Origin of the sequence: Amycolatopsis sp. NPDC059021, assembly GCF_042739895.1 — a bacterium.
Lineage (GTDB): Bacteria > Actinomycetota > Actinomycetes > Mycobacteriales > Pseudonocardiaceae > Amycolatopsis.
Map to the genome: position 1 here is coordinate 15,250 of NZ_JBHYIQ010000093.1, position 24,786 is coordinate 40,035.

General features: G+C 70.4%; 20 protein-coding genes. 15 read left to right on the forward strand and 5 right to left on the reverse strand.

Annotated elements, in window-relative coordinates:
* The first annotated feature begins 318 nt into the window (after positions 1 to 318).
* The 9 genes from ACFWX1_RS37550 to ACFWX1_RS37590 all read left to right on the forward strand — a co-directional run bounded on the left by ACFWX1_RS37550 (position 319) and on the right by ACFWX1_RS37590 (position 11,364).
* Positions 319 to 1,185: a hypothetical protein gene (locus ACFWX1_RS37550; protein WP_378394582.1), complete on the forward strand. Its 867-nt coding sequence runs from the start codon at positions 319 to 321 to the stop codon at positions 1,183 to 1,185.
* A 451-nt stretch (positions 1,186 to 1,636) separates the two neighbouring features.
* Entirely contained in the window at positions 1,637 to 1,906 is a 270-nt protein-coding gene (locus tag ACFWX1_RS37555; protein ID WP_378330112.1) for a hypothetical protein, read from the forward strand.
* A 12-nt stretch (positions 1,907 to 1,918) separates the two neighbouring features.
* The gene (locus ACFWX1_RS37560) at positions 1,919 to 2,401 is read left to right on the forward strand and encodes a hypothetical protein (protein ID WP_378394583.1); all 483 of its coding nucleotides are present in this window, start codon (positions 1,919 to 1,921) and stop codon (positions 2,399 to 2,401) included.
* Positions 2,402 to 2,404: 3 nt separating this feature from the next.
* Positions 2,405 to 5,380, forward strand: coding sequence for an ATP-binding protein (locus tag ACFWX1_RS37565; protein WP_378394584.1), 2,976 nt, complete (start codon positions 2,405 to 2,407; stop codon positions 5,378 to 5,380).
* Positions 5,377 to 7,473 (forward strand): magnesium transporter, encoded by a 2,097-nt coding sequence (locus ACFWX1_RS37570; RefSeq protein WP_378394585.1) that lies wholly within the window; start codon positions 5,377 to 5,379, stop codon positions 7,471 to 7,473. Before ACFWX1_RS37565 ends, ACFWX1_RS37570 begins: the two co-directional genes overlap by 4 nt.
* A 3-nt stretch (positions 7,474 to 7,476) precedes the next feature.
* Positions 7,477 to 8,076 carry a hypothetical protein gene (locus tag ACFWX1_RS37575; RefSeq protein ID WP_378394586.1) on the forward strand — a complete coding sequence of 200 codons (600 nt, stop codon included), beginning with the start codon at positions 7,477 to 7,479 and terminating at the stop codon, positions 8,074 to 8,076.
* 6 nt (positions 8,077 to 8,082) lie between these two features.
* Positions 8,083 to 9,078, forward strand: a complete 996-nt coding sequence (locus tag ACFWX1_RS37580) for a C40 family peptidase (protein ID WP_378394587.1) — start codon at positions 8,083 to 8,085, stop codon at positions 9,076 to 9,078.
* A 156-nt stretch (positions 9,079 to 9,234) separates the two neighbouring features.
* Positions 9,235 to 11,112, forward strand: coding sequence for a hypothetical protein (locus ACFWX1_RS37585; protein WP_378394588.1), 1,878 nt, complete (start codon positions 9,235 to 9,237; stop codon positions 11,110 to 11,112).
* Between the two features lie 54 nt (positions 11,113 to 11,166).
* On the forward strand, positions 11,167 to 11,364 hold the full coding sequence (locus tag ACFWX1_RS37590) for a hypothetical protein (protein ID WP_378394589.1): 198 nt from the start codon (positions 11,167 to 11,169) through the stop codon (positions 11,362 to 11,364).
* A 323-nt stretch (positions 11,365 to 11,687) separates the two neighbouring features.
* Here the strand turns inward: ACFWX1_RS37590 and ACFWX1_RS37595 are convergent, their stop codons facing one another.
* The gene (locus ACFWX1_RS37595) at positions 11,688 to 12,656 is read right to left on the reverse strand and encodes an AAA family ATPase (protein ID WP_378394590.1); all 969 of its coding nucleotides are present in this window, start codon (positions 12,654 to 12,656) and stop codon (positions 11,688 to 11,690) included.
* Between the two features lie 128 nt (positions 12,657 to 12,784).
* On the opposite strand from ACFWX1_RS37595, the gene ACFWX1_RS37600 reads away from it, so the two are divergent.
* From ACFWX1_RS37600 to ACFWX1_RS37610, 3 genes are all read left to right on the forward strand, one after another.
* Complete coding sequence (locus tag ACFWX1_RS37600; protein ID WP_378394601.1) at positions 12,785 to 14,191, forward strand: RNB domain-containing ribonuclease; 1,407 nt, start codon at positions 12,785 to 12,787, stop codon at positions 14,189 to 14,191.
* Between the two features lie 111 nt (positions 14,192 to 14,302).
* Positions 14,303 to 15,079, forward strand: a complete 777-nt coding sequence (locus ACFWX1_RS37605) for a helical backbone metal receptor (protein ID WP_378394591.1) — start codon at positions 14,303 to 14,305, stop codon at positions 15,077 to 15,079.
* A gap of 205 nt (positions 15,080 to 15,284) precedes the next feature.
* Entirely contained in the window at positions 15,285 to 15,644 is a 360-nt protein-coding gene (locus ACFWX1_RS37610; protein ID WP_378394592.1) for a hypothetical protein, read from the forward strand.
* A gap of 209 nt (positions 15,645 to 15,853) precedes the next feature.
* Here ACFWX1_RS37610 and ACFWX1_RS37615 read toward each other — a convergent pair whose 3' ends face one another.
* Together ACFWX1_RS37615 and gabT are read right to left on the reverse strand one after the other, a co-directional pair.
* Entirely contained in the window at positions 15,854 to 17,305 is a 1,452-nt protein-coding gene (locus ACFWX1_RS37615) for an aldehyde dehydrogenase family protein (RefSeq protein ID WP_378394593.1), read from the reverse strand.
* The gene (gabT, locus tag ACFWX1_RS37620; RefSeq protein WP_378394594.1) at positions 17,302 to 18,654 is read right to left on the reverse strand and encodes a 4-aminobutyrate--2-oxoglutarate transaminase; all 1,353 of its coding nucleotides are present in this window, start codon (positions 18,652 to 18,654) and stop codon (positions 17,302 to 17,304) included. Before gabT ends, ACFWX1_RS37615 begins: the two co-directional genes overlap by 4 nt.
* A 105-nt stretch (positions 18,655 to 18,759) precedes the next feature.
* Between gabT and ACFWX1_RS37625 the strand changes: the two genes are divergently transcribed.
* Positions 18,760 to 20,268: a PucR family transcriptional regulator gene (locus tag ACFWX1_RS37625; RefSeq protein ID WP_378394595.1), complete on the forward strand. Its 1,509-nt coding sequence runs from the start codon at positions 18,760 to 18,762 to the stop codon at positions 20,266 to 20,268.
* A gap of 99 nt (positions 20,269 to 20,367) precedes the next feature.
* Here ACFWX1_RS37625 and pip read toward each other — a convergent pair whose 3' ends face one another.
* Complete coding sequence (pip, locus tag ACFWX1_RS37630; RefSeq protein ID WP_378394598.1) at positions 20,368 to 21,333, reverse strand: prolyl aminopeptidase; 966 nt, start codon at positions 21,331 to 21,333, stop codon at positions 20,368 to 20,370.
* A gap of 90 nt (positions 21,334 to 21,423) precedes the next feature.
* Positions 21,424 to 22,401, reverse strand: a complete 978-nt coding sequence (locus ACFWX1_RS37635) for a hypothetical protein (RefSeq protein WP_378394599.1) — start codon at positions 22,399 to 22,401, stop codon at positions 21,424 to 21,426.
* A gap of 215 nt (positions 22,402 to 22,616) precedes the next feature.
* Here ACFWX1_RS37635 and ACFWX1_RS37640 point away from each other — a divergent pair, with 215 nt between their 5' ends.
* Positions 22,617 to 23,561, forward strand: a complete 945-nt coding sequence (locus ACFWX1_RS37640; protein ID WP_378394600.1) for an undecaprenyl-diphosphate phosphatase — start codon at positions 22,617 to 22,619, stop codon at positions 23,559 to 23,561.
* Between the two features lie 90 nt (positions 23,562 to 23,651).
* Positions 23,652 to 24,536, forward strand: coding sequence for a cytochrome c oxidase assembly protein (locus ACFWX1_RS37645; protein WP_378394602.1), 885 nt, complete (start codon positions 23,652 to 23,654; stop codon positions 24,534 to 24,536).
* The last annotated feature ends 250 nt before the right edge of the window (positions 24,537 to 24,786 follow it).

A 24,786-nucleotide genomic window follows, 5' to 3' on the forward strand; every position in this document is an offset into this window, starting at 1 on the left:
CCGCCGCCCCCCCCCTCCACACCCCCCCACCGCCACTCCCTGTGCGCCTCACAACCTACCCCCCCCCGCCCCACCCGCGACGATGAGACACGCGGCCACCGACGGTCGTGGGAAGCCAGGCCGGTCGCGACAAGGGCGTCGTCCCTGGTCGCGTTGAGTGCACCGAGTGCGTCCCTCGGCACGCCCAACGCACCGAGGGCGTCCCTCGGCTACGCGCTCCAGCGCCGGACGGAAGCCGTAGATACCGCGGGAATTCGCTACCAGGGACGGAAAAACAGACATGGTCAACCGGAGTTACGCGGCGGTAGGGTGACCCGCATGGGTGTAGCGACGGCCACCGCGAAACAGTTCAAGACCGCGTTCGACTCGATTCACGCGTTCGGTTACTTCGCCCCGGAGCTCGAAGCGGCGTTCACCGCGGCGGGCCTGCGGCCAGGACGGATGTGCTACTTCGCAGGCCGCTCGGCGCCGATGGGCGCGGTCGGGCCCGAAGTCGTGGCCGCCACCTTCTACAACTTCAACCTCGAGGTCATCGCCCGGCACATCCCGCGCGCCTGGACCCTCGCGACGCCGGAGCAGGTCGTCGCGGCCCGCTTCGAGGGCATCGACGCGGCGTTCACCCGGCTGCTCGGCGCCGACGCCCTCGCGGCGGACGACATCGCCGAGGCGGCGGAACTCGCCCGAGAGGCCGCAGCGGCCTGTCGCCCGGAGGGCCGCCCGCTCTACGCCGGACACGCCGGCGTGCCCTGGCCCGAGCGGCCGCACCTCGTCCTGTGGCACGCGCTGACGCTGCTGCGCGAGTACCGCGGTGACGGGCACATCGCCGCACTCGTCCTCAACGGCCTCGGCGGGCTTCCCGCGCTGGTCACCCATACCGCCACCGGCAACGGCTTCGTCGCCGAGGCCGCCAAGAAGTCCCGCGGCTGGAGCGACGAGGAGTGGACCGCCGCCGAGGCGGAACTGCGCGAAACCGGTGTCCTCGCCGCGGACGGGTCGCTCACCGAGGCGGGCGAGGCCCTGCGCGAGCGCATCGAGGTGGCCACCAACGCCGCCGCGGAAGCCCCGTGGGCCCATCTCGGGCCGGAGAAGACCGCCCGGCTCGAAGAACTCTGTGCCCGCGTGAGCGAGCGGGTGGTCGCCGCGGGGGCGTTCCCGGCGGGTGTGTTCGCGACAGGCCGCCCCTGAACCCCTTTCTCACGCTATGTGGTGAAAGAACGGGCGCACTTTGTGCGGGCAGTAACCGTGCTGGTGTTACGTCAAGATCGAGTTCGTCACCGGTCGGCCGGAAGGCCCTCACAGAGCGGACTCGCGCGACGGCGCCGAATGGGTCATGTCACACTGTCCGCGGCCCAGCAGGCCCGCTTTCGGCTCACCCAGCGTGAACAACAAACTCGCGACCGGGTGAGTTCGTTCGCACACTACGAAATACGGGTGGCCGGGGTTAAACCCGGCGAGTCTTGCCACGATGATGGAGGGCGAGGAGTTTCCGTGTGAGAAGCCTGGCTCCAGCCCCGAGAGACAAGTCGACATCTACACAGCGCGCTTTGACCACTACCCCTCGTAACGCCATGATGTTGTTCGAAGTACCGCCGAAGCCAGAACCGCGCGGGCCCCACCGCGCACCGGGAGTAACGCGATGACCACCATGACCGCCTTCGAGACGCTGGCCGCCAACGGCGAACTCGGCACGGGCAACGTCCGTAACTGGCTGCTCGACAACATCATTCCCCTGGTGCTGCTCGCCGTCGCGCTCCTGCTGCTCTGGCTCGGCGGCGGCAAGGGCGACAACGCCGGCGTGATGCGCAGGCTCGCGGGTGTCGTCATCGCGCTCGCGATCATCGGGCTCGCGGTCAGCGGCGCCGGCGTCAACGTGGGCAAGTGGATCTCCGGCCTGTTCACCGGCTGAGGCGGGCCCGGCGTGCGCATCAGGACGGATGACGAGGTCTACCGGGTCGACGCCGTATGGCTCGGCCCACCGAAAGCGACTTTTCCCTGGCGGGCCCGCTACGTGGCGTGGCTCATCGGGATCCCGGTCTTCCTGGTCGTGCTCACCGTCGAACGGTGGGCCGGATGGGGTTTCGGGTTCTTCTCCACGGCGTGGGCGTTCGTCGCCACGATCGTGATCACCAAGCTGATCACCGCCAAGATCAGCCACGAGCGCCCGCTGGGCGCGGTGGTCTCGATGGCGGCGCGCGAGCTGAGCACGCCGAGAGAGAAGACCACGGGCACGGGTGGCGCGGTCACCGCCAGCCGGGTCCGGGTGCGCACCGAGCGTCCCCTGCCGAAGCACAAGCGGAGAAGGCGGTACCAGCACCACGGCGGCACGGGCGCCCAGCACGTCACAGCACAGGGAACACCACGAGCGCGCCGGGGCCGTGCCGCGGTCCGGGCCGGGAGGTAGTCGTTGTTCGGTCGCGGCGGAAGCCGAGGAAAACGAGATCGGGACATGCCCACCGGCGCCTGGCAAACGCCGCAGCAACCCCGCTCACCGGGCGCCCAGCCCTCCGGCAAGGGCAGGCGGCTGCCCGGGGAACAGGCGATCCCGGCCTACACACCGTCGATCGCGGCACGCAGTATCGACGGCCACCTGCTGCGCACCGGGTTCGAGGTCTACGCCTGGTACCGGCTCGCGCCGCAGCGGTGGTCGTTCCGGTCGGACTCGCAGCGCCGTGACCTCATCGCCGCCATCGCGGGCCAGTACGCCGAGCTGCAGGGCCGCTGGCTGCACCTGCGGGTGACCAACCGGCCGTACCCGATCCGCATGTGGGCCGAGGCGCATGTGCACAACGCCGTCGGCAGGCCGGGGGACGTGCCGGGCGCGCTGTCGTTCGACGACTACCTCATCGGCGAGCAGCAGCAGCTGATGGGCCGGTCGATGGCCGAAAAAGAGGTCTACATCGGCGTCCAGGTGCAGACCCGGCGCATGGTGGACCGGGCCGTCGAACGCGCGGCCCCGGTGCTGCGCAAGATCCTCCCCGAGGCCGTCGACGCCGAACTGTCCGCGCTGGACTCCGAGGTCGAGCACCTCGACCAGGTCATCGGGTCGGCCGGGCTGGAGGGCCGTCCGGTGCACGCCGAGGAGATGTCCTGGCTGATGCACCGCTCGTGCTCGCTCGGCCTGCCCGCCCCCCGCAACATGCCCGCCGTGCCGGGCGCCGCCTGGGAGCCGGAGGATCTAGCCAGCTTCACCGACGCGGCCGACTTCTACGCCGACCCGTACGCCCCGACAGTCACCGTCCGCGGCCGCACCGGCTCCAACGCCGGGGTTTCGCGGCATCTCGCGGTGCTCACCGTCGGGCAGATGCACGGCCTGCAGATCCCCGAGGTCGACGACCCGTGGGTGCAGCACGCGGACCGGCTGCCCGCCTCCGTGGAGGTGTCGGCGCGGATCTACGTCCGGCGCCCCGAAGAGGTGGCAGGCGAGCTGCAGCGCCAGATGAACAAGGTCCGCTCGCAGGTCAAGCACTACACCGACGAGCACGAGCTGGAACCACCGCAATCGCTTGCGCGCCAGGCCGGGCGGGTGCTGGAGATCGACGACGAGATGACGTCGGGCTTCACCGCGCTGGCCACCCGCGTCTATTCGTGGTGGCGGATGGCGGTTTCCGGGCCGACCGAGCGGGACGCGCTGAAGCTCGCCCAGCAACTGCTGGACCTGTACAAACCGAAGATCGCGATCGAGCATCCCGAGGCGCAGTACGCGATGGCGCGGGAGTTCATCCCGGGTGAACCACTGGCCTCGGCCGCCTACAAGCGGCGTGGCTCGGTCGTCTGGGCGGCCTCGTCGGTGCCGACCGCGACCGCCGAGGTGGGCGACCGCCGCGGCATCCTGCTCGGCGAGACCTGCACCGCGACCCGGCGCCCGGTGGCCTGGGACCCGTGGATGGCGCAGGAGATCCGCGACGGCTCCGGCCTGACCGCGATGGTCGCCGGGCTCGGTGGCGGCAAGTCGTTCCTCGGCGGCGGCATCGTCTACAAGACGCTCCGCGCGGGCGCGCACTGGACGATCCTCGACCCCTCGGGCCCGCTGTCGCGGCTGTGCGACCTGCCCGAGCTGCGGCCCTACGCGCGGCCGATCAACCTGCTCAACGCGCAGCCCGGCATCCTCAACCCGTACCGCGTGGTCGCCGAGCCGCTCATCGAGCACTTCATGGACGAGGACGACCCCGAGCGCTCGTGGCGCCGCGAGAAGGCCCTCGCGGGCGCGACACGGCGTCGTCTGGTGCTGGACGTGCTCACCGGCGTCCTGCCCTACGAGGTCTCGCGGATGGCGCAGACCCGGATCGTGCTGCTGCGCGCGGTCCGCGCCGTCGGCGGCCGGTTCGACGCCGACCCCGGCCAGGTCATCGACGCGCTGCGCCGCGACTCCAGCGAGCACCACGAGCACGCCGTCGTCGTCGCGGACTTCCTCGACGAGATGCGCGAGCGGATGGCGCTGCTCATCCCGGAGACCGACGCCGACCCGTACTCCGAGACCCGCGACGACCGGCTGACCGTCCTCACCATGGCCGGGCTGACGCTGCCGAAGGACGGCGTGCCGCGCGAGTACTGGACGGACGCGGAATCCCTCGGCGTCGAGATGCTGAACCTCGCGGCGTGGCTGACCCAGCGGTCGGTGTACGAGAAGCCGAAGGAACTGCGCAAGGGCGTCTGGATCGACGAGGCGTTCTTCCTGTCCGAGGTCCCGACCGGCCGCGTGCTGATGAACCGCTTCGCCCGTGACTCGCGGAAGTGGAACGTCCGGGTGCTGCTGTCCTCGCAGATCCCGGCGGACTTCCTGAAGATCCAGGGCTTCGTGGCCCTGCTGGACTCGGTGTTCGTCGGCAGGCTGGACGACGACGACACGCAGGCCGACGCGCTGCGGCTGCTGAAGGTCCCGGTCGGCGTCGGCTACGAGCAGGTCGTCGCGGCCTTGGGGCGTCGTCCCGGCGCCCAGCGGGGCATCGAACGGGACGTCGAGCCGCGGCAGTTCATCTTCGGCGACGGAGCCGGTGGCGTGGAACGCATCCGCGTCGACTTCTCCGGCCCGCACCTGGACCACCTGCGCGGCGTCATGGACACCACGCCGGGTTCGCCGGACTCGAGGCCCAAGCCGGGCAAGGAAATCGTGGCGCCGAAGCTCGACGCCAAGGTCTACGTACCCGTACCACCGGAGGAGGACCCGGAGCTCGAGCAGGACTTCGAGCTGGCCGCCGAACTGGAGGTCGGCCTCACCGACGACGTCCTGCTGGGCTCGCCCGACCCGCTCGCCAGCGAAACCGGCGAGGTCGACGGCAGTGTCCACAGTGGAGCCTCGAACGGGAGCGCGAGCGGCGAGGGCGGGAAGCACGCCCGGTCCGGGAGCGGCACCAAGGGCGGTCCTGGCAGGGATGCAGCGTGAACACCTTGATGACGCTGGCGTCTGTCCTCGCAGTCGCCGCCGGATGGCGCTGGCTGCGCCGGCGTATCAAGGAAGGGCCGTCCCACGGCATGCGCTGTGGCCGCCGCGCCGCGGTGACCACGGCGGCGCTGATCATCGGCATGCAGATCGTGATCACCGCGCCCGCGAACGCCGCGGCCTGTGGTGAGCCGCCGAACCCGGAACGCCCCGGCGCGGGGCTGGTCGGCGCCGTCGATCCCGCGGAGGGGCACGGCGAGCCGGGCAGCGCCTACATCGACTACAGCTACGCCGGGATGGTCTGGGACACCTTCCAGACCAACTGCACGCCACTGGCCGGGCTGGCCTCGCCGAATTCGACCATCGACACGTGGGCGGGCAACCAGCTGTTCAACGTCGGCAAGAACATCGTCGGCGCCACCAACTCCCTGCACTACACCGTCCTGAACGGCGGACTGCTCAACCCGATCTACTCGGCGGTGAAGTCCGGCGCGGAGAAGGTCTACAACAACATCTACGCGCAGCTGTTCGGGCTGGCCGCGCTGTTGCTGTCGATCATGTTGTTCCGCAACATCTGGCGCGGTGATCTCGCGGCGATCAGCAAACGGGCGCTGTACGCGCTCGCCGCCATCTGGCTCGCCGCCTCGTCACTGGCGATGCTGCGGTACTTCGACCCGATCGACAAGGCCATCGTGCAGACCACGACGAACATCCAGGCCGGGTTCGTCGACGAGAACGAAAACCGGATCGTCCGCGACATCCTGCCCACGGACCTGCACACCCACATCGTCTACAACAACTGGCTGCGGGGCGAGTTCGGCGATCCGAAGTCGCCCCAGGCCGAGCAGTTCGGCAGGCCGCTGCTGGACGCGCAGGCGTTCACCCGCAACCAGCTGGTCGCCGGGGACGATGGGAAACAGAACGTCGTCGACGCGAAGAAGGCCGCGTACAAGGACATCTCGACGAAGCTCGGCCCGGCCACCGGCTACTTCACCGGTGAGGACGGCAGCCGCACCGGGTCCGGTTTCCTCGCGCTCGGCCAGAGCCTCGTGTACGCGCTGTTCCAGTTGCTCGCCAAGGCTTCCGTGCTGCTCGCGCAGGTGCTCATCCGGCTGTTCACGCTGACCGCGCCGCTCATCGGCCTGGTCGCGCTGCTGCATCCGGACATCCTGCGCCGTGTGCTCAAGGTCGCCGGCGGCGTCGCGTTCAACCTCGTCGTGCTGTCCGTGCTCGCGGGGGTGCACGCGCTGCTGCTGCAGGCGATCTTCGCGGCCGGGAGCGCGTTGTCGTTGCTGACGCAGATGGTGCTCGCCGGGCTGGTGACCGTGTTGCTGTTCATGGTCGGGCGGCCGGTGCGGCGGCTGTGGCAGATGGTCGAGATGTCGGTGGGCATGGTCGGCGGCGCGGTGCCGACGCCCAGCGGCGGCATCTTCTCCCGCTTCCGCAAGAACAAGGGCCCGAGCCCGCAGGACGAGTTCTGGCAGAACGTGCGCGACACCGACGACGTCGTGGACGGCGAGGCACGCGGGCCGATCGGCGCGACCGTCGGTGGCGGGCGTTTCCGGCCCGAGGCCACGGTTTTCGCCAACGCGCGGCGGCTGGACAACCACCGCCCGGCGGCGGCCTGGTCCGGTGCGCCGTGGCCGGGCGCGGTCACCGCGGGCGGCGGCGTCGCGGCACTCCCACCGGGTGGTGGCCGGGGTGCCCCGGCGTTCGGGCAGTACAACCCGCTCATCGGTGAGCCGGGCGATTACGTCATCACCGCGGGCGGACAGAGGGTGCTGCGCGAGGAAAGCCGCCGCGTCGACACTTCGCCGGTCGCCGACCGGCGCTGGAGCGACGAACCGGAGCCGGTCGTCGTGCCGTCACGGATGACCTCGGCGAACCACGAGAGCGGCTACGACGGTGGCTCCGGCAACTACGCCGCCCCGGAGGCCTCGATGCCGGTCCAGCCGCCGCCGGGCGTGCGGGCCCAGCCGCGGCGTGTCGACCCCGAGGTCGTCGCCGGGAAACCGGTTTTCGTCCTGTACCGGCCGTCGCGCGGGCTCGAGGTCCGCGAGGAGCTGCGCGACACCGACCACCTCATGGGGCGGTGACCCATGCCGATCCGCACGAACCGCGGCCGCACCGCGGTCTACCGCCGCCTGTGGGGCTGGCCGCTGCGCTCGCCCCGGCACCTGATCGGCACGCTCGTGTTCCTGGCCATCGTGCTGACCGCGCTGGGCATCGTGCTGCCGAAGGTCATCGGGCGCCCCGCGTCCGCGGCGGGCGGGCCGGACGGGACGTCGGCCTCGGCCACCCCCGGTCCCGGCCTCGCCGTGCCGCCGCCTGCGGCGTCGACGCTGCCCACCCGGCTGACCGGTCCGCAGGCCACGCCGTCCACGGCCGCGCCGAGCCAGGACGCGATCAAGGTCGCGAAGGAATGGGCCGCCGCTTGGGTCAAGCACCCGAACGGGATCACGAACGCGCAGTGGCTGGAGGGCCTGCGCCCTTACACCACCGACGAATACCTGCCGGTGATGTCCACTGTGGACCCGGCAAACATCCCGGCGACGAAGGTCACCGGTGAACCCGCTGTCATGACGTCGTACACCAGCTCGATGAAGCTGGTGGTCCCCACCGACGGTCCGAAACTGTCCATCACCGTGGTGAACTCCCCCGCGGGCTGGCGGGTTTCGGACTACGACCAGGCGAGCTGAGCACCGATGCGTCTGGGGCTCCTCGTCGGTGCGCTGATCGTCGCGGTGTTCACCGCGGTGGTCACCACCAGCACCGTGGCCAAGGTCGTGTCCGACCAGCAGGAGGCCGCGGCCAAGGGCGTCGTCAACACCAGCTGCGACGCTTCGCTCGGCCCGACCCAGCCGGGCACGGGCGACGGCTCGACGGATGCGAGCAAGCTCAACGAGGAACAACGCGGGATCGTCGCGCAGATCATCGCGATCGGCAAGCAGCGCAACCTCGCGCCGCGCGCGTGGCAGGTCGCGATCCAGGCGGGGATGACGGAGTCGGGCCTGCGCAACCTCAGCTACGGTGACCGCGACTCGCTGGGCATCTTCCAGATGCGGCCCTCGATGAACTGGGGTTCGGTCGCCGAGGTCACCAATATCCAGTACGCGATCAACAAGTTCTTCGACGTGCTGAAGGCGGTGCCGGACTGGGAAAACCGGCGTCCCGGCGACGCCGCGCAGGCCGTGGAGCGCTCCGGTTTTCCCGACCGCTATCACAAGTGGGAGCCGATGGCGGCGCACCTGGTGCAGCACCTCGGCCAGGTCACCGACGTCTCCGGCTGCGGGCAGGGGATGGGCGCGTCGCTCCCGGCGAGCCAGGCCGCCGCGCAGGCGATCAAGTTCGCGCTCGGCGAGCAGGGCAAGCCGTACCTGTGGGGCGGCAACGGGCCGGACGCCTGGGACTGCTCCGGGCTGATGAAGGCCGCCTACAAGTCCGCCGGGATCGTCCTCCCGCGGGTGGCGTCGGACCAGTACAAGGCGGGCGCGATGCTCCCGGTGAAGGACGCGCAGCCCGGTGACCTGATCTTCCTCGCCACCGACATCGCCGATCCGGTGACGATCCACCACGTGATGATGTACCTGGGCGACGGCAAGATCGTCGAGGCGCAGCAGGACGGTGTGCCCGTCCACATCCGGCCGTTCAAGTTCACCGAGGCCGAAGTCGTCCCGCAGGCTGTCCGACCCGGCGTTTAGCATGGTCGGTGGAGCCACGGGCTCTTGACACCCGACCGGGGTGAACGGTAACGCCTGGCACGCGTCAGGCCCGGAACCGCGTGAGCGGGGCCGATTCACCCGACGTCGCGGCCAACTCCATCGGCGCGCGGCCGCGCACTGACAGAGGATGAAGACGTGGCACGGAAATTCGGCAAACGAGGCAAGACGCCGGGGACGAGCGGCGCCAGCCAGGACCCGCGGACGCTGTTCGGCGCGCCGCAGCCGCCGACGCAGCAGCGTCCCGCCTCCAGCACGCCGCTGGCCGACCAGCTGAACCAGGGCTGGCCGGGCGTCGACGCGGGCTACGTCGTGCTGCCGCGTTCGCTCGCCGAAAACATGTCGCTGCCCTGGCAACAGCAGATGGCCGCGCTGCTGGCGCAGTTCCACCACGAGAACGCGCGGCTCGCGTGGCCGATCTACCGCGTGGTGCCTTCGCGGTACGAGAAGCTCGTCGACCTGGACGAGGAGCAGCTGGCCGAAGCCGGATACCTCGTCGAAATGGACGCCGACGGCGAGATGACCTACCGAGAACGCAGCGGGCGCAAGGTGGAGGACCCGGACAACACCACCGTCCTGGTGTCCTGTCTGGACCCGATCCCCAAACCCGCCGGATACCAGGCCGTCGCCGAGGAGACGGCCGTGGCCGACCCGGACCGGGGTCGCGCGCCCGCGCCGATGAACATCGGCCCGGCGCCGGTCTGGCGGACCGTGCCCCAGCCGCCCGGACCCCAGCCGCCTGGTGGGCCGGTGCCTGGCGCACCAGCCGCCGCGCAGCCGCCTGGCGCGCCGGCGGCCGGACCGCAGGCGCCGGGTGTGCCCCAGGCCGGGGCACAGCCGACGCGGCCGCCCGTCGCCCAGCCCCAGGAAACCCCGCCGCAGCCGCCTTTTCCCGCCGAGCAACCGGCTCTGCCGCCTCAGGTCTGGGGCGCGCCCGCCGAGCCGGCTGCCGGTCCGCAGTGGGCGGCGGCCATCTCGTCCGCGGCGGCTTCACCCGCTCCTGTCGAGGTCACGCCGCCGCCCGCGACGGAGAGCCCGGCCCAGCCGCAGGCCGAGCCCGCTTTGTCCCAGCCGGAACCCGGCTCGTCGCTCAGCCCGGATCAGACGCAGCCGGTCGCCGGCAAGGTCGTGCGCGAAGCGGACAAGGGCGACGCCACGTCCGCGGAACAGTCCACTGCGGATACCGAGACACCTGCCGTTCCGGAGAAGCCCGCCGATCCGGGGGGAGAAACGTCCGCAAAGGACGATCCGCCGGTCACGCCCGAGCCGAGTGCGCAAGCCACGCCGGAGAAGGACGAGTCGTCGTCCGGCGAAAGCGGTTCGGTCTCCGAGCCGTCTTCGTCCGGCGATGCGGAGCTGTCCGGCACCGAACCGGCGGCCGCGCGGAACGACATCCCGTCGTCGGGCACGAGCACGCCACCCAACCCCGGCATGACGGCGTCACCCCCGGTTCCGCCCTCGGGCTGGGTGGCCCGGCAGGATCCGGCGCCCGCCGCCCCGCCGTCGGCTCCGGGCACGTCGGAGTCCGGCGCGGTGGCGGGCTACGGCGGAGCGGCGGCCCAGAACCCCGGGCCCGGTTCGGCCGCGGCGAGCACCGGCACACCGCTCCCGGCCTTCCCCGGCCGGGAACCCGGGTATCCGGAACCGCCTGCTCGGCCGCACAATCCCGCGTTGCCGGTCTTTCCCGGTCAGGGCTCCGCTCCGGTTCCGCCCACGGTGCCTCCAGCGTCGGATCTGCCGGTCTTCCCCGGCCGCGAATCCTCGCCGGTGCTCCCGCCCGCGACCCCGGCCCCGCCTTCGCACCCGGGCACGCCGCCACCCGGGCTGCCCCAGCCGTCGGCCTCGCGGCCGCCGCTGCCGCAGCCGTCGAATGGCGGCCCCGGTACGCCGCCCGGCGGTGAACGCGGCTGGTTCGACGAGTTCCAGAACGCGCAGGAAAATTCGCCGGAGCCGGACTCCGGCGAATTCGGCCCGACCGGGAACCCGACCGAGATCCCGTACCGCTACCGGCGGTAAATGCGGCGGGTGGTTCACCGTGACAGCGGGCTTTGCCGGTGTCACGCTTGAACCATGGCTAACGACCCGAACCCGGATCCGGGCTGGTACTACAACACCCGCACCAACGAGGTCGAGCACCTCGAGCGCAGCCGCAGCGTCGACCTGCTCGGCCCCTACCCGGACGAGGCGACCGCCCGCCGCGCCCTCGAAATCGCCCGCGAACGCACCCGCGCGGCCGACGCCGCCGACGCCGCGTGGAACGACGACTGACCTCGCTCCGGCCGTTCAGGCAGGAGCAAGGGACCTTTACTACCGTTTCGCTGCTGGCCTGTCGGTGGCCGGTCGTGGCGCCGGGGTAACCGCCCATGCACCAAAGGGGTCCCTCGGTGCGTTCCGTGCACCGAAGGCGTCCCTCGGTGCGTCCAGCGCACTGAAGGCGTCCCTCGGCACACGGCTACGGGAGCAAGGGACCTTTGCTATCGCCGGAGGGGAGCGAGGGACCTTTGCTAACGTCCGTGAGCAAGCCAACTATTAGCGTGCTCACCAACGCAAGCAAAGGTCCCTCGCTCCTCCAGCCGCGCAGGCGACCGGGCTCAGGCGTCCTGAGTGGCCAGTGAAGGCGGGGCGAGCACGAAGCCGGGGTCGACCTGCTCGGCGAGGTCGGCGCCGGCGCGGCCGCTGCCCCAGGCGCGCGCGTTGCGCAGGTGGAACTCGATGCCCTGGCGCTGGTAGCGCGCCCAGTCCCGCCGCTCGGCGTCCACGGTCGCGAGCATCGTGTCCAGGGTGCCCAGGTTGTGCGGCTCGAGTTCGCCGATCGGCCGGGCGGTGCCCCGCTCGGCGGCGCGCACGTGCCGCGAGTTCTCCAGCCAGCCCAGCAGGGCCTCGCCGACCTGCTCACGCAGGAAGCCGACGTCCTCGGCGTCGGTCACCTTGTTCCCGACCACCACGAGCCGCACCCCGAAATCACACGCGTAGTCCGCGTACTGCCGATACACCCCGACGCTGCGAACGGTCGGCTCGCACACCAGGAACGTCACGTCGAAGCGGGTGAACAGCCCGGAGGCGAACGCGTCGGCCCCGGCGGTCATGTCCATGACGACGTATTCGCCCTCGACGTCGATCATGTGGTTGAGCAGCAGTTCGGCCGCGCCGACCTTGGAGTGGTAGCAGGCCACGCCCAGATCGTCCTCGTCGAACTGGCCCGTGACGCCGAGCCGCACCCCGCCGAGTTCCCGGAAGCAGGCCTCGGTGATCGGGTTGTCCTCGAACGGCGTGACGAGCCGCGAGCCGCGACCGGGCGGCGTGGTCTTGATCATCGCCGCGACGTCGGGGATGCGCGGATTGTCCCCGCGCAGGTACTCCTTGATCAGCGCCATGTTGTCGCCCAGCGTCGGCCAGGCCAGCGCTTCCTCCTCGGTCGCGCCCAGCGCCACCGCGAGATGCTGGTTGATGTCGGCGTCGATCGCCAGTACCGGCTTGCCGGTGGCGGCGAGGTGCGCGACGAACAGGGACGAGAGGGTGGTCTTCCCACTGCCGCCCTTGCCGACGAACGCGATCTTCACGGCGGGACCCCTTCTGAAGATGGTATCGGTTTTCATTACAGGCAGGGTTAACGTACACCCAACCGGCCGCACCCGAACGAGCGATCAAGGTGCCCCGTGCGGGATAGTGTTGTGTGGTGCCTCCACTCGTGATCAGGACACATGCGGCCGGAGGGGATTTCGCCCGCCTCCGGGCGGAATTCGTGCTGCCGGAGGCGTTCGGCCCGGACGTCCTCGCCGAGGCGGAGGCCGCCGTCCTCGATCCGCTCGCCTCCGCCGGGGAACGGGAGGACGCCACGCACCTGCCGTTCGTGACCATCGATCCGCCGGGCTCGAAGGACCTCGACCAGGCCATGGTGATCGAACGGACCCGCGCCGGGTTCCGCGTGCACTACGCCATCGCCGACCTCGCCGCGTTCGTCCCGCCCGATGGCGCGCTCGACCGCGAGTCGCGCCGCCGCGGTCAGACGATGTACCTGCCCGACGGCAACGTCCCGCTGCACCCGCCGGTGCTGTCCGAAGGCGCCGCGAGCCTGCTGCCCGGCGAGATCCGGCCCGCGGTGCTGTGGACGATCGAGACCGACGAAACCGGTGAGCTGACGGCGACGCTGGTCCGCCGCGCGCTGGTGCGGTCCACCGAGCAGTTCGACTACGAGACCGTCCAGGCCGCGCTCGACACGGGCACCCCGCATCCGTCGGTCGCGGCGCTGCCCGAGATCGGCCGGGCGCGCCGGGATCTCGCGATCCGGCGCGGCGCGATCGAGCTGCAGCTGCCCGAGCAGGAGATCAACGGCGATCCCGACGGCGGCTGGGCCCTTGCCCAGCGCCCGCGCAACTCCGTCGAGGGCTGGAACGCCGAGATCTCGCTGCTCACCGGCATGGCCGCCGCGAAGATCATGATCGGCGCCAGGGTCGGGGTGCTGCGGACGTTGCCCGATCCCGACGGTACCGCCGTCGAGTGGCTGCGCCGCTCCGCCGACGCGCTCGGCATCGCCTGGCCGGCGGGGGCGACGGTCTCGGAGTTCCTGGCCACGCTCGACCCCGGGATGCCAGCGTCGATGGCTCTCTACGCCGACACGACGCGCCTGCTGCGCGGCGCCGGGTACACCGCTTTCGACGGTGAACTGCCCGCGCTGACTACGCACGCCGGGATCGGCGGCGCCTACGCGCACGTGACCGCGCCGATCCGGCGGCTGGTCGACCGCTTCGCGACGGAGATCTGCCTCGCCGTCACCGCGGGACGTGAGGTGCCGGACTGGGTGCGTGCCGCGCTCGGCGAGGTGCCCGAGCTGATGACCGCGTCGGATCTGCTCGCCGCGAAGGTCGAACGCGCCTGCATCGACCAGGTCGAGGCGTGGGTGCTCGCCGAGCGCGTCGGCGGCGAGTTCAGCGCGGTCGTGCTGCGTGCCGAGGAGACCAGGGCCGAGATCCTGGTGGAGGATCCGCCGGTAATGGCGAAGTGCGCGGGGGAGAAGTTCCCCGAGGGTGAGCGGATCGCCGTCCGGCTGACCGCGGTCGACGTCGAGAAGCGGAAGGTGTCGTTCGAGCGGGCATGAGCGAAGCTTGCGAGCGAATCATGGACATCATGCGCCAAAAGGGATTGAACACTGTCTCGCGGAGCGAGGCGATCGCATGAGCGAAGCTGGCGAGCGAATCATGGATGTCGCATGAGACTCGAACTGTTCGACGATCTCGGGGAGACGGTCCCGCTCGAGGGCCCGCCTTCCCGCGTCGTGTCGCTCGTCCCCTCGCTGACCGAAGCCGTCGAGGTGAGCGCGCCGGGCCTGCTGGCGGGGGCCACCGACTACTGCACCCATCCGTCCACTTTGGATGTTCCGAGGGTGGGCGGCTCCAAGTACCCGAAGCTGGACCGCGTCCTGGACCTGCGGCCGGACCTCGTGCTCGCCAACTCGGAGGAGAACCGTCCCGAGGACGTGGCACGCCTGCGCGCCAACGGGATCCCGGTGTGGGTGATGGCCGCCGCCGCGACGGTGCCCGCCGCACTCGGCTCGCTGCGCCGCGTCCTCACCCAGGCCTACCGGCTCGACGAGCCGGACTGGCTGGTCGAGGCCGAGGAGATCTGGCGCGAGATCGCGCCCGTCCGGTTCCGCGCCGTGGTGCCGGTGTGGCGGAAGCCGTGGATCGTGCTCGGCCGCGAGACCTTCGGCGGCGATGTCCTGCGCCGGGTCGGCGTCGCCAACGTCTACGACCGCGATCCGGAACGCTATCCGCGGCCGGCCCTCGACGAGCTTCGCGCCCGGTTCGACGCCGAGGCCGACCTGCTCGTGCTGCCCGACGAGCCGTACGAGTTCACCGCCGACGACGGGCCCGAGGCGTTCCCGGGAGCGCCGTACGTACTGGTCTCCGGCCGCCACCTCACGTGGTACGGCCCCTCGCTGGTCGACGCCCACGCCGCGCTCACGCAAGCGCTCGAAGGTCTCTGAAGGCCGGAAAACCGTCCTGACCTGGTAGCAGCGGTATCGCGGTGCGAGGACAATGTCCCTTGTGACGGCTATGGGGGACGACAGTGACAGACCAGTCCGTGGTGGGTGCCGCTCGTGGATAGCGAGGGTGCTCAGAGCGACCACCTTCAACGCTGAATTGCCCGCAGGGAGCGGGCGCGTCAGAAGTAAACGAGTTCATCGCTGTATGTCGCCTCGTGACCGAGTCTCGGCGGGCGTTCTGTTCTTCTGTGCGCTGTTCTTCGCCTTCGGCGCCTTCGTAGGGGCCATGGCCGCGAAGGAGGAGTCGTCAGGCTCCGGCGAGGACGCGGGCGCATCGGCAAGCCAAGATCTCTGGGACGACCCCGCGGTCTGGTGGGTGGTTGCCGTGATCTTCTTCGTGATCGGAGTCATCAGCTCCGTCGCCGCATCCACCACAGTGGTCCGGGAAGGTGAGGCCGGCGAAAGCGAGGCCCCTCAGGCGCCTGCGGAGGATGACGCGGTTGCCGGCCAGGCTCTCGGGCGTGACGTCGAGGAACTACGGCGACGGCGAAGCTCCACGGGATGATCGCACCGTCGATGCATACTCGACGTCCTGACTCGCTCAACTTGGCAGGTACGGGAGCAAGGGACCTTTACCAACGTTCCTTAGTGCACTAATCGATCGTGCGCCACCGGACGATAGCAAAGGTCCCTTGCTCCTCTCCTCCGGACGTCGTCAAGGCCACCTCGCGTCAGACGCCCGCAAGGTGGCCTTGACGGCATGCCCCCCGAAGATCAGAGCGTCAGGCCCGTCAGCACCGTGACACGCTCCTCGGTGAAGTCGGCCATCGCCGACGCCGGGCCCTCCCGCCCGACGCCGGAGTCCTTGACCCCGCCGTAGGGCATCTGGTCGGCCCGGAAGCTCGGCACGTCGCCGACCAGCACGCCCCCGACGCGCAGCCGCGCCGAGACGTCGAACGCGGTCGGCAGGTCGCGGGTGAACACGCCCGCCTGCAGCCCGAACCGCGAGTCGTTGATCAGCCGCACGCCCTCGTCCACCGATTCGACCCGCGTCAGCGACACCACCGGGCCGAACACCTCCTCGGCCATCACCGACGCGTCCTCCGGCACGCCCGCGAGCACCGTCGGCTCCACGGTCGCGCCGTCGCGGGAGCCGCCCAGGAGCAGCGAGCCACCGGCCGCGACCGCGTCGGAGACCCACGACTCCACGCGCGCAGCGGCGGCTGTGTTGATCAGCGGCCCGACGTCGACGCCGTCCGAGCGCGGGTTACCGGTCCCGAGTGCGCGGACCTGCTCCAGCACCTTCTCCTGAAGCGCGTCGAAGACATCGGCGTGCGCGTACACACGCTGCACCGAGATGCACGATTGGCCTGCCTGGTACATCGCGAACGTCGCGATCCGCTGCGCCGCGAAGTCCAGGTCCGTCCAATCGGGACAGACGAGCACGGCCGCGTTCCCGCCCAGTTCCAGCGCGACGTGCTTGCGCGGCACGCTGTCGCGGATGCCCCAGCCGACCGGCACCGAGCCGGTGAACGACACGACCGGCAGGCGAGGGTCGGCCACCAGCGCGGCCGCGGCCTCGTTGTCCGTCGGCAGGATCGACCAGCTCCCGGCCGGAAGATCGGTCGATGCCAGGATTTCGCCGAGTGCCAGCGCGGTCAGCGGCGTCGCGGGCGCGGGCTTGAGCACGATCGGCGCGCCGACCGCGATCGCGGGGGCGACCTTGTGCGCCACCAGGTTCAGCGGGAAGTTGAACGGCGTGATGCCGAGCACCGGGCCACGCGGCACCCGCCGGACGAGCGCGAGCCGCCCGGTGCCGCCGGGGTCGGTGTCCAGCCGCTGCAGTTCGCCTGAGAAACGCCGCGCCTCCTCGGCCGCCCACCGGAACGTCGACACCGCGCGCCCGACCTCGCCGCGCGCCCACTTCAGCGGCTTCCCCGACTCGGCGGTGATCAGCTGAGCCAGCTCTTCGGACCGCTCACCCAGAGTTCGGGACACGTGGTCCAACGCGCCCGCTCGCACGTGTGCGGGCAGCGTCGCGAACTCCTCGGTGACCTCGTGCGCGGCCTGAACCGCGGTCTCGATGTCCGAAGAGGACGGTACGAAGTGGACACCAGCCTCGCTGTCGTCGAAGGAATGCCGGACGACGGCGGTCGCGTCGCTCGTTACCGGCTTCCCGGCGACCCAGAACGAAACAGCAGTGCTCAATGGAACAGCGGTGCTCATCGGGAGGCCTCCAAGCGGATTGCGTATTCGAGAACGGAAAGACCCTCGTCGAGCAGGTCGTTCGAGAGCGAGAGCGGCGGCAGCAGGCGGACGACGTTGCCGTACGTGCCGCAGGTCAGCACCACGACGCCGGCCGCGTGGCAGGTCTTCACGATGCGCTGGGTCGCCTCGGCGTCCGGCTCGTTCGTACCGGGCTTGACGAATTCGGCCGCGAGCATCGCACCGCGTCCACGGACGTCGCCGATGAGGCCGGTTTCCTCCGCGAGCGCGCGCAGTCGAGGGAGCACGGTGTTTTCGATCCGCCGCGCCGATTCGGCGAGGTTCTCGTTCCGCATGGTCTCGATCGAGCCGAGCGCGGCGGCACACGCGATCGGGTTGCCACCGTAGGTGCCGCCGAGCCCGCCCGGCGCGACGGCGTCGAGCAGTTCGGCGCGGCCGGTCACCGCGGCGAGCGGCAGTCCGCCCGCGATGCCCTTGGCCGTGGCGACGAGGTCCGGCACGACCTCTTCGTGCGAAGACGCGAACCAGTCGCCGGTGCGGCAGAACCCGGTCTGCACCTCGTCGGCGATGAACACGACGCCGTTCTCGGTGCACCACCGCGAAAGCGCGGGCAGGAAGCCGGGCGCGGGCTCGATGAACCCGCCCTCGCCCTGGATCGGCTCGATGACCACCGCCGCGACCTGGTCACCGCCGATCTGCTTGGCGATCCGGTCGATCGCGATCCGTGCCGCCTCCTCGCCGGAGAGCCCGTCGCGGTACGGGTACGAGCCCGGAACACGGTAGATCTCCGGCGCGAACGGGCCGAATCCGTGCTTGTACGGCACGGATTTCGCGGTCAGTGCCATGGTGAGATTGGTGCGGCCGTGGTAGGCGTGGTCGAACACGACGACGGCCTGGCGGCCGGTGGCGACGCGGGCGATCTTCACCGCGTTCTCCACCGCCTCGGCACCGGAGTTGAACAGCACCGACTTCTTCGCGTGATCGCCGGGCGTGAGCTCCGCCAGCGCCTCGCATACCTCCACGTAACCCTCGTACGGGGTAACCATGAAGCACGTGTGGGTGAACCAGCACGCCTGTTTGCGGACGCGGTCCACCACGGCGGGCGCGGAGTGGCCGACGCTGGTAACGGCGATCCCGGAGCCGAGGTCGATCAGCACGTTGCCGTCGGCGTCGGTGAGCAGCCCGCCGCTGGCCGAGGTGATGTAGGCGGGCAGTACGGAGCTGACGCCCGCGGCGACCGCGGCGCCGCGGCGTTCTTGCAGCTCACGCGAGGCGGGGCCGGGGATCTCGGTGCGCAGCCTGCGCTGCTGGGGCGCCGGGGCCTGCGGCCCGGCCTCGGTGACGGTCACGGCTGACTCCTGCGTCGCGGGGATGGATGCGTTCTCAGCATGGGACCGCGACGGCCCGGCGTCAGCTGGCCGAACTGTCCAATTCCAGAGTTAGAATTGGACACTATGGCACTCACCCTGCGCGGCCTGGCCGCCGAGCGTTCGCTCGGCCTGCGGGTGCTGGCCGGGGAAGCCGCGCTCGATCGCCCGATCGGCTGGGTGCACCCCACCGAGCTGACCGATCCGCAGGCCTTCCTCGAAGGCGGTGAGCTCCTGCTGACCACGGGCCTCGCGCTGGACGAACGGACGTCGCCCGCCTACGTCCGCGGGCTGGTCGACGCCGGTGTCGCCGGGGTCGGCTTCGGGGTCGGGCTGAGCCACGAGCAGGTGCCGCGCGCGCTGGTCGGCACCGCCGCCGAGGTCGGCCTGCCGCTGCTGGAAGTGCCGAGGCGGACGCCGTTCATCGCGATCACCCGCGCCGTCTCCCGCGCGGTCGCCGCCGACGAGTACGCCGCGCTGGTCCGCACCGGACGCGGTCAGCAGGAGCTGACCCGCACAGCGGTCGGGAAGTCCGGGGTGGGCGGGGTCGTGCGCAAGCTGGCGCGGCTTGTCGACGGCTGGGTGGTGCTCTTCGACGCCTCAGGGGCCGTCACCGAGGCCGCTCCGGCGTCGGCTCGCGGGCACGCCGAAGGCTTGCGCGACGAGCTGGAACACCTCCGAGCGGGCACGCGGCTGACGGCGCTGGGGGAGTACGAGGTCGCGCTGCAGACGCTCGACACCAGGACGCGCGGGGTGCTCGCGGTGGGCACCGAGGGGCCGCTCGACACCGCGGGGCAGCACATCGTCAACACCGCGGTGTCCCTGCTTTCCCTTGCCCTGGAACAGAATCGTACGCAGAGCGCGGCATTGCGCGAGCTGCGTACCGGACTGGTCGAGCTCCTCGTCCAGCGCCAGAGCGAACTCGCCCTCGGCGTGATGACCACGGTGTGGGGCGGCGCGCCCGCGCCGCCGTGGTCGGTGCTGGCCTTCGTCGGCCCGTCCGCCGCGCGGCGGACGCTGCACGACACTCTCGACGCCGACGCCGACGCCGACGCCGACGCCGACGCCGACGCCGACACCGTCGCCGAGCACGTGTTCTTCGCGCATTCGGGGTCTACGGTGCTGGTCTTCGGGGCAGCGCGCCAAGAGGAACAGGTGCTCGCCGTCGCGGCACGGATCGGCGGCCTGCACGGCGGGCTCGTCGATGGAGTGTCCCTTGTGGACTTCGCGACCGCGGTGGACCAGGCCACGCACGCGGCTTCGTCGGCCCAGGAACAACGGGTCTTGCTCGTCCGACACGCCGACCACGTCGGCGCGGGACTGCTGGAGCTTGTCGAACCGGGTGTGGCGCAAGCGTTTGCGGGCAGGATGCTCGCCCCGCTGCGGCGGCACGACGAGACCGGGCGCGGCGATCTCGTCGAGTCCCTGCGCTGCTGGCTCGAACACCACGGGCACTGGGACAACGCCGCCGCGCGCCTCGGCGTCCACCGGCACACTCTCCGCAACCGGATGCGGAAGGTCGAGGAACTCACCGGCCGGTCGCTGGACTCCCCGGGCGTGCGCGCCGAACTCTGGCTCGCCCTCCAACTGGGCTGAAGGGGACGTTCGTCTCACCGGATGAGCTGAAGGGGACTTTCGTCTCACCGGATGAGCTGAAGGGGACTTTCGTCGCATGTGACGCGAGGAAAGTCCCCTTCAGCTCACGCGGCTCCGGAACCCGTCGGTGGCTTCGCGAAGCGCCGCGAGCACCCCGGGATCGTTCACCGCGTGCCCGGCGCCTTCGAGCAACCGCAGTTCCGAGCCCGGCCAGGCGCGGTGCAGGGCGTACGCCGTCGCGGGCGGGCATACGGCGTCATAGCGGCCCTGGACGATGACTCCGGGGATGCCCGCGAGCTTGCCTGCGTCGTGGATGAGCTGCCCTTCTTCGAGCCAAGCACCGTGGCTGAAGTAGTGCAGCGCGAGGCGGGCGAAGGTCAGCGCGAACTTCGAGTCCGAGTATTGGCGGACGAAGGATTCCTGCGGGAACAGGGAAACCGTCGCCCCCTCCCAGACGCTCCAGGCGAGGGCGGCGCGTTCGCGCACCGCGGGGTCGGGGTCGTAGACGAGTTCGGCGTATGCGGCGAGCGGATCGTCGCGGCGGTCCTCGGGCAACGGCGCCAGGAAGTCGTCCCATTCCTTCGGGAACAGGTTCGCCGCGCCACCCCCGTAGAGCCAGTCGAGTTCGCCGCGCCGGACCGTGAACACCCCGCGCAGCACCATTTCGCTGACCCGGTCGGGATGTTTCTGCGCGTAGGCGAGCGCGAGGGTCGCGCCCCATGAACCCCCGAAGACCTGCCACCGGTCGATGCCGAGGCGTTCCCGCAGCAACTCCATGTCCGCGACCAGATGCCACAGGGTGTTCGTGGCCAGATCGACGTCGTCCTCGCCGATGTGCGGGGTGCTGCGCCCGGCGCCGCGCTGGTCGAACAGGACGATCCGGTAGGCCTCGGGGTCGAAATGCCGCCGGGTCAGCGGCGCGATCCCGCTGCCGGGGCCGCCGTGCAGCACCACGACCGGCTTGCCCTCCGGGTTGCCCGCCTGCTCGCAGTGGATCCGGTGGCCGTCGCCGACGTCGAGCAGGCCCTGGGCGTGCGGGGCCAGCGGCGGATAGAGATCGTCCATGGCCTCACTGTGCCCGAGCGGGACGGTGAGACGAAGGGTGGGGGCCCGCCCCCGCCGCCGGGCTGAGCGGGCCCCCGGTCTTCGATCGCGTCAGCACCCCGCTGCCGGGGTGACGTTCGCGAATCCCTTGCCGGCGTTGGTCGCCTTGTTGCTCGCGCAGACCTTGGTGGTGGCCTGGGCGGCCTTCACCACGTAGTAGCCGTAGGCGGACTGCGACTGCGGGTCGGAGACGTTGCCGGAGAAGGTGTTGTTCTGTCCCCAGCCGTCCAGCTGGACGTGCACCTCGTAACCGCCGTACTCGGCGTCGTGCACGAACACCTTGCTGCCCTTGTTGTCGGCGATCACGTAGTTGTTGCCCTTGATGTCGACAAAGCTGTCGGCGTAGTTCTCCCCGCTCTGGCCGGTGCCGTCGAAGGTGTTGCCCCGCAGCTCACCGCCGGTGGTGCCCTCCTTGACGTCGATCGCCTCGGCGCGGACGTTCGGGCCGATCTTGTTCTTCAGCGCCTTGTTGCGGTCGCTGCGGTCGGGCTGCCCGCCCGGCCAGTTGCTCTTGGCGGACCCGAAGTAGACGCCCTCGCCGTAGCCGCCGTACTCGCGGCCAGTGTCGCTGATTTCGTTGTTCTGCACGACGTTGTCGGTGCTGCCGTGCTGGAAGTGGATGGCCTCGTGCCCGATCCCGGACACCTTGAGACCGTCGACCACCGTGTTGTGCACCCCCAGTGCCATCACGCCCTTCTGACCGCCGGTGACCGAGAACCCGGACAGCGTCCAGAAGCTGCCGGTGAGCTCGAACGTACGGCCACCCGAAGCCGACAGCACGGCGCTGCGCGGGCCGGTCAGCGTGATGCGCCCGCTCTCGGTCCCGCTGCGGTCGGCCTTGAAGTTGCCGGTGAACGTGGTGTTCGCCGCCAGTTCGATCGTCGTTCCAGGGGTCACCGCAGACAGTGCCTTCTTCAGTTCCGCGGAGTTCGCGACCTTGACCGTCGCGGCGGACGCGGCCGGGGTGAGCAGGGACAGCAGTACGACGGTTCCTGCCGCGGTGGCCAGAATCCGCTCACGAACACGCATCTCGTTCCTCCACTCCGAGGGGCGAAAGGTGGGTTTCGCGGCGTGCCGTAGACGCTAGGTCACCCGCCGAACGAGAGTCAAGTACGTGTTTTATGTTCATGTATGTGAACCGTGAGAAGTGTTACGGCCTGGGCGGGGTCCTTGCCGTGGGTTAACACGGCGCTCGGTACTTTCTTTTCGGGGAATTGTCCTGATGCACATCGGAGAGGCCCGGAATGTCCGCGGTTACCTACGTCGAGTCGATTGTCGTCGGCGCTTTGCAAGGGGTGTCGGAATTGTTTCCGGTGTCCAGTCTCGGGCACAGCATCCTGCTGCCCGCGCTGGTCGGCGGGCAATGGAGTCAGGATCTGAGCATCGGCAAGGATTCGCCGTATCTCGCCGTGCTCGTGGCGATGCACGTGGCGACCGCGCTCGCGCTCGTGATCTTCTTCTGGCGCGACTGGGTGCGGATCATCGCCGGGCTGTGGACGTCGATCCGGCATCGCGAGATCCGCACGGCCGACCAGCGGCTCGCGTGGCTGCTGGTGCTGGCCACGATCCCGGTCGGGCTCGCCGGGTTGTTGTTCGAGGGGCTGTTGCGCGACTTCCTCGGCAAGCCCGTCCCGGCGGCGATCTTCCTCACGCTCAACGGCGGCGTGCTCTACGCCGCGGAGCGCTTCTCCCGGCCTCGGAAGTCCGAGGTACCTGCGGTTTCGCGGTCCGAGGAGACGATCGACTTCTCCGCCGAAGACACCATGGTGATGCGGGCCGTCTCGGTCGAGCAGGCCTCCGACGCCCGCCTGTCGAAGCTGCGCATCGGCGAGGCGATGCTCATCGGCTCGGCTCAGATCCTGGCGTTGTTCCCCGGTATCAGCCGCTCCGGCATCACCATGGTCGCCGGGCTGCGGCGCGGGCTGAACCACGAGGACGCCGCACGGTTCGCCTTCCTGCTCGCGACCCCGGTGATCCTCGCCGCCGGTGTGCTGAAGATGCCTTCGCTGTTCCGGCCGGAGAACCAGGCGTCGCTCGGGCCCGCGCTCGTCGGCAGCGTCGTCGCCGGAATCGCGTCGTACATCGCTGTCCGTTTTCTGGTGAAATATTTTGAAACGCGCACTTTGACGCCGTTCGCCATTTACTGTGTGGTTGCCGGAATCGGCAGCTTGATCTTTTTCTCGGTCTGAACCCGGTGTGTCCCGCAGATGAATAGTAGCCGACACTGGGGTATCGATATCGCAGCGAATTCCGTGCTCGAGCCGCTCACCGGTGGCCGGATGGTGACGGCCTGGACCTTGGACGTCCCGGCCGTTCTCGTCGTGCTCGTCCTCGCGGTGCTGTATCTGCGCGCCGTCCGGCGGCAGTCCACCTGGCCGCCGGGGCGCACCGCGGCGTTCCTCTCCGGGCTGGCCACGATCGTTCTCGTCACCTGCTCGTTCCTAGCGGTGTACGACACGACGTTGTTCTGGGTGCGCGCGGTGCAGAACATCGTGCTGCTGATGGTGGCGCCCCTGCTGCTGGCGCTGGGCGCGCCGATCACCCTGCTGCTGCGCTCGGCGCCCGCTCCGGTCGTGGCCGGGCTGCGTCGCTTCGGCCGCGGCCGTTTCGCGCGGGGGCTGACGTTCCCGCTCGTGGTCACCGCGATGCTGGCGGCACCGCCCCTGCTGATCTACCTGACGCCGCTGTACGAGCTGACGCTGGACTCGTCCATTGTGGACGCCCTGGTCCGGCTGCTGCTGGTGCTCGCGGGCTTCGGCTACTTCTGGACACGGATCCAGCTCGACCCGACCCCGCGCGACGACTCGCATCTGGTGTCGGTATGGATCTCGCTGGCCGAGGTCATCCTCGACGGCGCGCTCGGCCTCGTCCTCTGGCTGGGCCCGCTGCTCGCGCCCGCGCACTACGACGCGCTGCACCGGAACTGGGGACCGGAGCCGAGGACCGACCAGATCATCGGCGCCGGCGTGCTGTGGATCGGCGGCGACCTGGCGGGCCTCCCGTTCGTCGGCGCCCTGATCATCCGCTGGGCCCGTGACGACGAGCGCCGCGCTCGCGAGGTGGACGCGCGGCTGGACGAGGAGGGCGCCGCGGGCGAGGCGCCGTCGGGCGGCCTGTGGTGGGAGAACGACCCGGCGCTCGCGGAGAGGTTCCGCCGTCGATGACACCCCGGCCGTCGCTGGGGGAACGTCACCGGGGGAGCAAGGGACCTTTGCTATCGCCGGAGGGGAGCGAGGGACCTTTACTAACATCGCTTAGTGCGCTAATCATTGGCGTGCTCAAGGACGTTAGCAAAGGTCCCTTGCTCTCTTCCTGCAGGTCAGGGCACTCCCGGGTTGGGGGGCGCGGGGAGTGGGGGGAGGGGGCGGACTGTCTCGCCCGCCCGCGGCGCCCCCGCGAGGTGGAGGGAGAGCG

Excerpts from the sequence above, each read along its gene's own strand:
- ACFWX1_RS37590 (WP_378394589.1), top strand. The coding sequence starts at position 11,167 with ATGGCTAACGACCCGAACCCGGATCCGGGCTGGTACTACAACACCCGC.
- ACFWX1_RS37610 (WP_378394592.1), top strand. The coding sequence starts at position 15,285 with ATGTCGCCTCGTGACCGAGTCTCGGCGGGCGTTCTGTTCTTCTGTGCG.
- ACFWX1_RS37640 (WP_378394600.1), top strand. The coding sequence starts at position 22,617 with ATGTCCGCGGTTACCTACGTCGAGTCGATTGTCGTCGGCGCTTTGCAA.
- ACFWX1_RS37625 (WP_378394595.1), top strand. The coding sequence starts at position 18,760 with ATGGCACTCACCCTGCGCGGCCTGGCCGCCGAGCGTTCGCTCGGCCTG.
- ACFWX1_RS37615 (WP_378394593.1), bottom strand. The coding sequence starts at position 17,305 with ATGAGCACCGCTGTTCCATTGAGCACTGCTGTTTCGTTCTGGGTCGCC.
- ACFWX1_RS37645 (WP_378394602.1), top strand. The coding sequence starts at position 23,652 with ATGGTGACGGCCTGGACCTTGGACGTCCCGGCCGTTCTCGTCGTGCTC.
- ACFWX1_RS37555 (WP_378330112.1), top strand. The coding sequence starts at position 1,637 with ATGACCACCATGACCGCCTTCGAGACGCTGGCCGCCAACGGCGAACTC.
- ACFWX1_RS37580 (WP_378394587.1), top strand. The coding sequence starts at position 8,083 with ATGCGTCTGGGGCTCCTCGTCGGTGCGCTGATCGTCGCGGTGTTCACC.
- ACFWX1_RS37605 (WP_378394591.1), top strand. The coding sequence starts at position 14,303 with ATGAGACTCGAACTGTTCGACGATCTCGGGGAGACGGTCCCGCTCGAG.
- ACFWX1_RS37575 (WP_378394586.1), top strand. The coding sequence starts at position 7,477 with ATGCCGATCCGCACGAACCGCGGCCGCACCGCGGTCTACCGCCGCCTG.
- ACFWX1_RS37550 (WP_378394582.1), top strand. The coding sequence starts at position 319 with ATGGGTGTAGCGACGGCCACCGCGAAACAGTTCAAGACCGCGTTCGAC.
- ACFWX1_RS37635 (WP_378394599.1), bottom strand. The coding sequence starts at position 22,401 with ATGCGTGTTCGTGAGCGGATTCTGGCCACCGCGGCAGGAACCGTCGTA.
- pip (WP_378394598.1), bottom strand. The coding sequence starts at position 21,333 with ATGGACGATCTCTATCCGCCGCTGGCCCCGCACGCCCAGGGCCTGCTC.